Raw genomic sequence first — 9528 nt, forward strand, 5'->3', positions numbered from 1 at the left:
CCTTAACTGACTGGCATTAATGGCTAGTGCAGGTTTTACAATATTCAAAGCGGACTCCTTTAAAGCAAAATAATCAGTTAGCAGCATGGCTGACTTTTTAAAATACAATTTATTATATTATATTTAAGCATATAAAATAAACATAGAATAAATTTAATTTTTTGCTTTGCTTTAAACTCTTAAAGATCAGATCTGACTAATTCCTAAATTAATCAAACCACCGCCTAAGATAAGCCAAATAAACATAACAGCCGCTAAGATAAGGGGTTTAATACCAGCCTGCTTAACCGCACTAAAATGGGTGGTGAGACCCAAAGCAAACATTGCCATGGTTAGTAATAAATTATCCAAATCAATCATAAGCTCGGTAAAGCCTTGAATAATTGCAGTCGGTGAGATCATAAGCACAGAGTTTACAGCCACCATAGCGATAAACACAAACGCAAACCAAGGCACGTGGATTTGTTTTAGTCGCTGAGTTAAAAGCTTTAGTTTATTAGACTGATTTTGCTGATGCTCTGTAGCACTTGATAGGGTCTCAGTATTTTTAGAGTCTTTAGAATCGGTAGAGGTGATAAAAATGGACAACAGTAATAAGAAGGGCGCAAGCATCATCACCCGAATCATCTTAGTAACCACTGCCGTATTACCGACCTCAGGGCTGATGGCATTACCCGCGACCACCACTTGTGCCACCTCATGAATGGTGGATCCGATATAGACCCCATAGAGCTGAGGCTCAATCAATCCTGCAAGCCAGCCCATCTGATATAGCATGGGATACAGTAGCATTGATAAAGTACCAAACACCACCACAGTCGCTACGGCAATAGTGACTTTGTGTGATTCCGCTTTAACCACAGGCTCGGTAGCAATGACCGCAGCGGCCCCACATATACTGGCCCCTGAACCGATAAGTAGGGTAGTGGTTCGGTCCATTTTTAACCATTTGGTACCGAGAAGATAAGTAATAAGGAAGGTGGAGCTTAGAACTAAAGCGTCAATAGCCACGGCAGATAATCCCACACTACCGACTTGGGAGAGCGTAATTTTAAAGCCGTATAACACAATGGCTAAGCGCAATATCTGTGCTTTGGAAAAAGTGACTCCAGCTGCTAACGGTTTGGCAAATTTTGGATAAAGCATATTACCCAAAACCATGCCTATCAAAATAGCTAGAGTTAATGAAGACAAACCTATTAGCTTACCCTCAGTCCAAACTTCAATACGATTATTAAGCCAGATACTGGATAAACTGCCTAATAAAACTATTATTAGCCCTAATAAATGCTCACGCTTTGGCAAATAGCTACCAAGCATCTTATCTAACAAAGAAAGTAGAGACAGTTGATTTAACCCTGCATTATATCTATTTCGCTTAGTAGCATGGGTTTTAAATGGGGCCTGATGGGCTTTCATAAAATCACTCGCTGCTTATTAAACATCTGGCTTTAGCTTATAGTTATTAAATTTATATTATTTAAGATTACTATATTCCTTTTCTCTATATTAATAAAACAGATTGATTAGATAGTTTTTATCGATAAAATGGGTCAGTACGTTTTTAAAACCTATTTTTAGTGTTTTCACAAATCTGTAAGGCCTTTTTCATGCCAGTCTCAACTTCTCAACAACTGACGGACACTTATCCCCTAAACACTGGGCAGGCCTTATTGCCAAAGATTACCTTAAAGCAGTTATCGGTATTCATTAGTATTTATCAGACAGGAAGCACCAGTGCCGCTAGCGAGCAGTTGCATTTATCACAGTCAGCGGTGAGTAGTGCGCTAACCGAGCTTGAAGATCGGTTGAAGATGCCTTTGTTTGAGCGAATAGGGCGGCGTTTGCATCGCAATGATAATGCTCAAGCGATTTATATTCAGGCTCAAGCCATAGTGAGTCAATGTTTAACTCTAGAGCAATATCATCAATATCAAGCCGGCCGTATTTATATCGGCGCCAGTACCACTATCGGCAATTATGTGTTGCCCTCTTTAATTCAGCAGATTTATGGGGAGAGACCTGAAGCTAAGATAGAGTTTTTTATTGGTAATACTCGCGATGTGGTGAGTGAGGTTGAGCAATTAAAAGTAGATATCGCTCTGGTAGAAGGTATGCCAAGACCGACTGATAGTAAATTAATTGAACAAAAAGCTTGGCGCCAGGATCAATTAATAGTCTTCGCCAAAAAGAATAGTAAGTGGCTACAGAGTATTCAAGCTAAGCTAGAAGACAATAACAGTGATGACAAGTATAAAGAGCCAAGTTATCAACTAACTACCAAACAGTTGGCTAAAATTCCATTATTGGTACGTGAGCCGGGATCAGGAACTAGGCAGGTTATTGACGAGCAGTTACTACAATATATGCCGCAAGCGGAAGTGGTATTCGCCATTCAGCAATCGGAGGCCATAAAGAATATGGTAAAGGCCGATATAGGTTTCGGCTGTCTGTCACAACATGTGATTGAAGCGGATTTAAAGCAGGGCAGTCTGATTGCAATAGATATCAAAGACATTGATTTGCAAAGGATATGGTGGATGATTTGGCACAAACAACGTCATAAAAGCGATATTTGGCAGCAATTCGTTTCAAGTCTTGCAGAAGATAACTAGTATAAAAAAGGGCTACCTACCGAAAGTAAGTGGCCCTTGTCGCTTTTTGTCTAATACTAAACGAAAGAATCAATATTAAACTAAAGCGTTAAGCTAATAACTTAATTTATCAACTGAAGCTCGCATTAAGCTTTTGACTCTTTTAAAGCATCAAAGTGAATTACACTACGGATACTCTTACCTTCATGCATCAGATCGAAGGCTTCGTTGATGTCTTCTAGTGGCATGGTGTGAGTAATGAAATCTTGTAATGGGATTTCACCTGCTAAGTAGCGCTCAACATAACCCGGTAATTCAGTACGGCCTTTCACACCACCGAATGCAGAGCCTCTCCAGACACGACCAGTGACTAACTGGAATGGACGGGTAGAGATTTCTTGACCTGCACCGGCCACACCGATAATGACGGACTCGCCCCAACCTTTGTGACAGCATTCAAGAGCAGAGCGCATCACATCAACGTTACCGATACATTCAAATGAATAATCCACACCGCCGTCAGTCAGCTCTACAATAACGTCTTGGATAGGTTTATCGTAGTCTTTGGGATTAATTAAGTCAGTTGCGCCTAGCTTTTTAGCCAATTCAAACTTGCTTTCATTGATATCGATACCAATGATGCGGCTCGCACCTGCCATAACTGAGCCGATAATAGCCGCAAGACCAATACCACCTAAACCGAAGATAGCCACGGTAGAGCCTTTTTCAACTTTGGCAGTGTTCATCACAGCGCCCATACCGGTGGTCACGCCGCAGCCCAGTAAGCACACTTCTTCAAGGGGGGCTTCTTTGTTTACTTTGGCTAGCGAGATTTCTGGAAGTACGGTGTACTCAGAGAAAGTCGAGCAGCCCATGTAGTGATAGATAGGCTCACCATCTTTATAGAAGCGAGTGGTTCCATCTGGCATTAAGCCTTTGCCTTGAGTCTCACGTACTGCCGAGCACAGGTTGGTTTTACCAGAAGTACAGAATTTACAAACGCCACATTCTGCGGTGTATAGAGGAATAACATGATCGCCCACCTGAACACTAGTTACGCCTTCACCGACTTGCTCAACGATACCGCCACCTTCATGGCCCATAATTGCTGGGAAAACACCCTCAGGGTCTTCACCAGATAGTGTGAAGGCATCGGTGTGACACACGCCACTGGCCAATACTTTGACCAGTACTTCACCTTTACGCGGTAGCATCACGTCCACTTCTTCAATTTTTAGAGGTTGGTTTGGGCCCCAAGCTACGGCTGCTTTTGATTTAATAAATTTGTCTGACATAGTTATGCTCTCTTTTTTATTAGTTGTAAATAAACTGGCGGGCTGGTTATGTTTTGCATTATAGATTATCTCATATTAGATGATAATATGAGGGTTTGACAAATATCTTTTACATAATGGTAATAATGATGAAATGGGAAGGCATTAGTGAGTTTGTATACGTGGCAGAATACGAAAGCTTTACCAGAGCCGCCAAAGAGCTGGGCATCTCTATTGCTCAGGTCAGCCGGCAAGTGAGCGCCTTAGAAAAAAGACTTAATATAAAGCTGTTTTATCGCACCACCCGCAAGATTTCACTGACCGAAGAGGGACGGGTATTTTATAAGCATTGCCGCGGAGTGTTAGACGGACTCGATGCTGCCGAGCAAGCCATCAGTAGTTTACAATCCACCCCACAAGGTAAGGTTAAATTAACAGCACCGGTAACTTATGGTGAGCAGCAACTATTGCCTCTGATAAATGACTTTATTGTGCAGTATCCAGATATTGAAGTCACTGCCTTTTTAAGTAACCAAAAAGTAGACTTGGTAGAGGGTGGTTATGACTTGGCCATTCGAATTGGTAAGCTCAGAGATTCTACGTTAATGGCAAAAAAGCTTAGTCATCGTACCAATTTTGTGTGTGCTTCCCCCAGTTATTTAGACCGTTATGGGGCACCGCAAACTTTGGCGGAACTGTCCACTCACAACTGCTTGCTAGGCAGTGTAGATTATTGGCATTTTAAAGAAGGGGAGAGGGAGCGCAACATTCGAGTCAGTGGCAAAGTGCGTTACAACAGTGGCTATAGTTTGGTTGATGCAGCGTTAAAGGGACTGGGCGTGGTGCAGCTGCCTGATTATTATGTCCAAAAATATTTGGAGTCAGGTGAGTTGATCAGTGTACTGGATGATTTTAGAGAGCCTGAAGAGGGTATTTGGGCAGTATATCCGCAAAACCGGCACCTATCTACCAAAATACAAATGCTGCTACAGTATCTGCAGCAGCATTTGAGTTAGCACGACAATGTTTTCAGATTAGTTGCGCTGGCTAGTTATTTTAGCCAGTTATTCTAGTCATTAGTCGCGTCTTTAGTTACTAAGCTGTCCAAGCCGCTAACATGAATTTTGCGTTGCGGGAAGGGAATATCGATATTGTTGTCGTCTAAAGCAATCTTGAACTCTTCAAGTAGCTGACACTGCATGGCCCACCAGTCCTCATTTGAGGTCCATACATTTAAGGTCAAATCCACCGAGTTGTCCCCCAGATTGGTGACTCGTACCACAGGTTCAGGGTCGGTAAAAGCAAGGGGGTTGGCTTTGGCAACGGCCAATAGAACCTCTTTGGCCTCTTTAATATTGGCATCATAACCAATACCAATAGTGATATCTACGCGGCGATTGGGCAAAGAGGTGTAGTTCACAATCGCTGAGGTGCTGATGTCGCTATTGGGAATGACTACATCGTGATTATTGGTAGTAGTAATGTGGGTATTAATCAGGGTAATGTCGGTAACGGTCCCCGTGTAGCTACTGATTTGCACGTAATCACCACGCACGAAGGGGCGGAATATTACAATTAAAATGCCAGCAGCAAAGTTTGATAGCTGATCTTTTAAAGCTAAGCCCACTGCCAGTGCAGCACCACCTAAGATGGCCACTACTGATGTTGTTTGTAACCCAACTTTACTTAAAGCCGCCAGTATCACAATAATCAGCAGGACACCGTATAGCAGACGACTCAAAAAACTGGCGACAGTAGCTTCTAAATGGCTACGGTTCATAATGCCATAAGCAACTTTGACAATTTTTCCAGCTAGCCAGCGACCAATAACCAATATAAGAATGGCAAGAATAACCCGAGTAATTAATTGGAAGGTGCCTTCGGTTAGCGTGGCAACATCCATAGTAAATCCTAAAAATTCCATAACTCTCTCAGTATTAACTATTTATAGGCGAGGTATTGTTAAGGTTGAATCAATATTACATTCAAGCCAAATCGGTTAACCGAAACCTCAGATCCAGTTTAAAATTAAATCAAAAAATCAATTAAAAAAAGAGGCTAAATGTTAGCCCCTTTTTGATGTGGTATATGATGACCTGTGATTAAGGATGATCATCTATATAAAGTAGTTATCTATAAAGATAACGATAGCATAAATACTATTAAGCAGATTTGAGAGCGCCCAGTACGTTGACCAACCAAGTCCAGAACTGCTCTACGCTTTCGATATTAACGCGCTCATCAGGAGAGTGAGGCATTTCAATGGTGGGACCAAACGAAACCATTTGCCAATGTGGGTAATGTTGTCCTAACAGGCCACACTCAAGACCGGCATGAATCACCGTCACATTAGGTTTACGCCCTAATAGCTGCTCACCTTCATTAATTACGCAGTCCGTTAAGGCAGAATGAGGCGCTGGTTTCCAACCTGGATACTCGCCATCTAGCTCAACCGTAGCCCCAAAAGATTGAAACAGACGCTTCATGCGATCTGCTAAATCATCACGAGCATCATCATCTAGGGAACGCAGTAAGCTTTGAAGCTGTAATTGATGCTCTTGAGTATCAATTTTTGCCAAGTTCACTGAAGTTTCTACTACGCCTTCTGTGTCCATGCTCATTCTATCAACGCCATTAGGGCATAAACGAATCGCTGTTAGTAAAGTGTTTTGTGTGGCCTTACTCCAAGTTTGGGCAGGCAAATCTGCCGCCTCTAGAGTCACACTCATGTCGCGATCCTCAACAGGTAGACCGCGACGAATAATTTCAACTTCGGTTGCCAAAAGCTGATTTAGCTCAGCTTCAGTGGCATCACTTAAAAAGATAGCATTAGCTTCACGAGGAATGGCGTTGCGTAAGTTACCTGCCTGAATGGAAGACATTTCGATATACTGTGAAATGCTGTCTAATAAACGTGAAATAATCAGTGCTGCATTGCCGCGCTGTTTAATGATATCGATACCGGAGTGACCGCCTTTTAGCCCTTTGACCGATAATTGATACGCTTGGTTTGTAGTAGGAGTTTGCCAATCTATGGGTAGCGTGAAAGTAGCATCCACGCCGCCAGCACAACCGATGCAGATATCGCCCAGCTCTTCAGTGTCCAAGTTTAATAAAAGTTGACCTTGAATCCAATCCGGCTGCAACCCTTTAGCACCATCCATGCCAGTCTCTTCGGTCGCGGTAAATAAGGCTTCTAATGGGCCGTGAGCGATATCAGTTGAGGCCAGTACTGCCAATGCAGAGGCAGCCCCAATTCCGTTATCGGCCCCAAGTGTAGTGCCTTTGGCCGTTACCCATTTATGATCCATTTCTGAGTCAATATAAGCTTGGATCGGATCGGTGCTAAAGTTGTGGCTACTGTCTTCATTTTTCTGAGCCACCATGTCTAAATGGTTTTGCAGTACAACACCAGGCGCCTGCTCCATACCTGCTGTGGCCGGCTTGCGAACCAATACGTTACCAACTGCATCACGCTCAGCCCAAAGCCCTAATCTGGCAGCTTCATCTAATACAAACTGCTGCACTGCCTCTTCTTCATAAGAGGGGCGCGGGATTTGGGTTAAGGCATAAAAGTATTGCCAGACTAAGGTTGGTGATAGGCGACTGATATCATTATTTGAGTTAGTAGTTGAAGCACTAGTGTTTGCAGGGTTAGTTGACATGGGCTGTATCCAAAAAAATGATGCAATAAAATTAAACCGCTATTTTATGTGACACACTGCTATCTATGCAATTTTGGATACATATAGAAACATGGTTAGGACTAATCTTGCTGAGTAAAGTCTTATTCAGAAGGGAGCGCGTGTCTAAGCGATGTCTAAGAGTTAACTTTAGCGAAAACTAAGTAGCATCTCAATATCACGCACCGTGATGTTTCTAAATAAAGCTTGTTCATCGACAGGCATACGATTCATATGCTCTTTAATCATCGGATGTAGAGCGTGGGCAATTTCTGTGGTGGAAGAGTAGTATAAATTTGGGTCAGTTTTGGTGAGTTGCTGTAGATAATGTCCTACCAAGCGTCTTTTTTTATCATGATCTAATTCAGCGTTTTGCATGCAATTTTCCTACTTAATTTTAACGAAATATTGCCCTAGTATGGATTACTCTAGACTTTATTCAACTGAAATTTGTAGTCTTTTACTTATTGTAGGGGCTAACTTGAACAGAGCGGAAAAACAGCAAAGCCATGGCATAGACTATTGCCCAAGACAGCCACATAGATACTAAAGTATGGCTAAAGAAATGATCCCCAATCATCATCTTATACAGACCCATAATCCAGCCTAGTAAGGACACCGCTATTATAATTTTAACTTTGTAGCGATATAACCTTGGTAAATAAGCAAAAGCATATAAAGCAAAACCCGCGCTGGCATGTGCGGCAGGAAAGCATTTGGCGCGACTGCTACTAACGATATCTTGCCAAAGTGACAGGTAAGGCTGTTCGCCATTATATAAAGTTAAGTGATTGGGACAGCTCACATGGGTGACCCCTTTTAATTTTATAATAACTGATTTATTGAGATTTTGGTTATATTAAAATAATATGATATTTCCTTTACTACATAAATGTTACAATATTTAAGTGAATTATTTACTTATTCAAGGATGCGGTTTTAAGTAATAAATTTAATAAAAAACTATTTTGTTTTAGTGCTGTCTCATGGGTTTAACATTGGTTAAATTTAACTATATATAGACTACGAGCTTAGAATTAATGGGTCGTAATACCAATGTTGGTATTTTTAGGTTGATGGCTTCACTAAGTTTTAAGTATTTACGTTATTTACTAACTTTCCTACTAGTGAAATCATGCAACAGTATGACAATGAACTTGAACGCTGCACCAACCGTTTTAAGGCAATTAATGTTTACATTATAAGTAGTCGTAACACAGAAATAGTCAAAATATTTTACCCACTCCAATAAATCCAAAATTTTTTATAAACATCAATACTGTTAAAAACATAGGTGTTAGGATTATATTATTTAATAAAAACCAATATTCCACCCAATCTTTATCTCAGTGTTTGGCTCACGGAATATTACCTAAATATAAATTGGCTGTAGCTAATACTATTAATTTAAATAAATTTCATATCAGAAATGATATTGGACAACTATACCTCCTAGAGCAGTGCTATTGCTCAAAAACATTTAAATTAAAAGTTTACGTTCTACGAGTTTTTAAGTTGTCCAACAAATATTTGATAAAGAGAGTCTTAACTAGTTGATTCAAAGAACACAGTATAAGGACATTAGCATAATCGCTATGTAGTCATTAAAGTAAAATAAATTCGATTTAAGTTTCAGTTATTTTAATAGTTCCAAGTTATATTATTTCATCAAGGCCCTGAGAACATAGAGATCAGTATGAAAACAGTTATCGTAAAAGTAAATAATGCCACTCAAACTATTGCAGAACATATTGTAGTAACTCAAGACGGCGAGCCAACAGTTATTAAAGCCGAAAAGCAAGTGAATTATGAGCTTGTTGATCAAGCGACAGGGCGTGCACCGCAACATATTGTTACCAAGCGTGTTGGTAAAGACTTACATATCTCTCTGGAAGATCGAGGGTTGGATAGTGATTTAATCATTGAAGGATTTTACGATTATCCAGACAGTGCTCTAATGATGTATGCTGAAAAAAA

Annotated in this window: 9 protein-coding genes; 3 read left to right on the forward strand and 6 right to left on the reverse strand. The window is 40.8% G+C overall.

Annotated elements, in window-relative coordinates; all coding sequences use genetic code 11:
- Positions 1 to 186: 186 nt before the first annotated feature.
- Positions 187 to 1419 (reverse strand): YeiH family protein, encoded by a 1233-nt coding sequence (locus B3S92_RS01945; protein ID WP_296202197.1) that lies wholly within the window; start codon positions 1417 to 1419, stop codon positions 187 to 189.
- A gap of 191 nt (positions 1420 to 1610) precedes the next feature.
- Here B3S92_RS01945 and B3S92_RS01950 point away from each other — a divergent pair, with 191 nt between their 5' ends.
- Positions 1611 to 2615, forward strand: a complete 1005-nt coding sequence (locus B3S92_RS01950; protein WP_296202199.1) for a LysR substrate-binding domain-containing protein — start codon at positions 1611 to 1613, stop codon at positions 2613 to 2615.
- Positions 2616 to 2740: 125 nt separating this feature from the next.
- Here the strand turns inward: B3S92_RS01950 and B3S92_RS01955 are convergent, their stop codons facing one another.
- Positions 2741 to 3889: an S-(hydroxymethyl)glutathione dehydrogenase/class III alcohol dehydrogenase gene (locus B3S92_RS01955; protein WP_296202200.1), complete on the reverse strand. Its 1149-nt coding sequence runs from the start codon at positions 3887 to 3889 to the stop codon at positions 2741 to 2743.
- Positions 3890 to 4017: 128 nt separating this feature from the next.
- On the opposite strand from B3S92_RS01955, the gene B3S92_RS01960 reads away from it, so the two are divergent.
- On the forward strand, positions 4018 to 4884 hold the full coding sequence (locus B3S92_RS01960; protein ID WP_349678941.1) for a LysR family transcriptional regulator: 867 nt from the start codon (positions 4018 to 4020) through the stop codon (positions 4882 to 4884).
- A 53-nt stretch (positions 4885 to 4937) separates the two neighbouring features.
- Here B3S92_RS01960 and B3S92_RS01965 read toward each other — a convergent pair whose 3' ends face one another.
- The 4 genes from B3S92_RS01965 to B3S92_RS01980 all read right to left on the reverse strand — a co-directional run bounded on the left by B3S92_RS01965 (position 4938) and on the right by B3S92_RS01980 (position 8383).
- A complete protein-coding gene (locus B3S92_RS01965; protein ID WP_349678940.1) occupies positions 4938 to 5792 on the reverse strand; it encodes a mechanosensitive ion channel family protein in 855 nt (284 codons plus the stop codon).
- 238 nt (positions 5793 to 6030) lie between these two features.
- Entirely contained in the window at positions 6031 to 7533 is a 1503-nt protein-coding gene (locus B3S92_RS01970; RefSeq protein ID WP_296202203.1) for an aminoacyl-histidine dipeptidase, read from the reverse strand.
- A gap of 168 nt (positions 7534 to 7701) precedes the next feature.
- Positions 7702 to 7929, reverse strand: a complete 228-nt coding sequence (locus B3S92_RS01975; RefSeq protein ID WP_296202204.1) for a hypothetical protein — start codon at positions 7927 to 7929, stop codon at positions 7702 to 7704.
- An 82-nt stretch (positions 7930 to 8011) separates the two neighbouring features.
- Positions 8012 to 8383: a phosphatase PAP2 family protein gene (locus B3S92_RS01980; protein ID WP_349678942.1), complete on the reverse strand. Its 372-nt coding sequence runs from the start codon at positions 8381 to 8383 to the stop codon at positions 8012 to 8014.
- A gap of 864 nt (positions 8384 to 9247) precedes the next feature.
- Between B3S92_RS01980 and B3S92_RS01985 the strand changes: the two genes are divergently transcribed.
- Positions 9248 to 9528: hypothetical protein (locus B3S92_RS01985; RefSeq protein WP_296202206.1), on the forward strand; the 281-nt coding region annotated here is incomplete at its 3' end.

Origin of the sequence: Psychrobacter sp. UBA3962 (genome assembly GCF_002385225.1) — a bacterium.
In the GTDB taxonomy this organism is placed as follows: domain Bacteria; phylum Pseudomonadota; class Gammaproteobacteria; order Pseudomonadales; family Moraxellaceae; genus Psychrobacter.

Coding starts and splice junctions, on each gene's coding strand:
- B3S92_RS01965 (WP_349678940.1), bottom strand. CDS start 5,792: ATGGAATTTTTAGGATTTACTATGGATGTTGCCACGCTAACCGAAGGC.
- B3S92_RS01970 (WP_296202203.1), bottom strand. CDS start 7,533: ATGTCAACTAACCCTGCAAACACTAGTGCTTCAACTACTAACTCAAAT.
- B3S92_RS01945 (WP_296202197.1), bottom strand. CDS start 1,419: ATGAAAGCCCATCAGGCCCCATTTAAAACCCATGCTACTAAGCGAAAT.
- B3S92_RS01950 (WP_296202199.1), top strand. CDS start 1,611: ATGCCAGTCTCAACTTCTCAACAACTGACGGACACTTATCCCCTAAAC.
- B3S92_RS01975 (WP_296202204.1), bottom strand. CDS start 7,929: ATGCAAAACGCTGAATTAGATCATGATAAAAAAAGACGCTTGGTAGGA.
- B3S92_RS01960 (WP_349678941.1), top strand. CDS start 4,018: ATGAAATGGGAAGGCATTAGTGAGTTTGTATACGTGGCAGAATACGAA.
- B3S92_RS01955 (WP_296202200.1), bottom strand. CDS start 3,889: ATGTCAGACAAATTTATTAAATCAAAAGCAGCCGTAGCTTGGGGCCCA.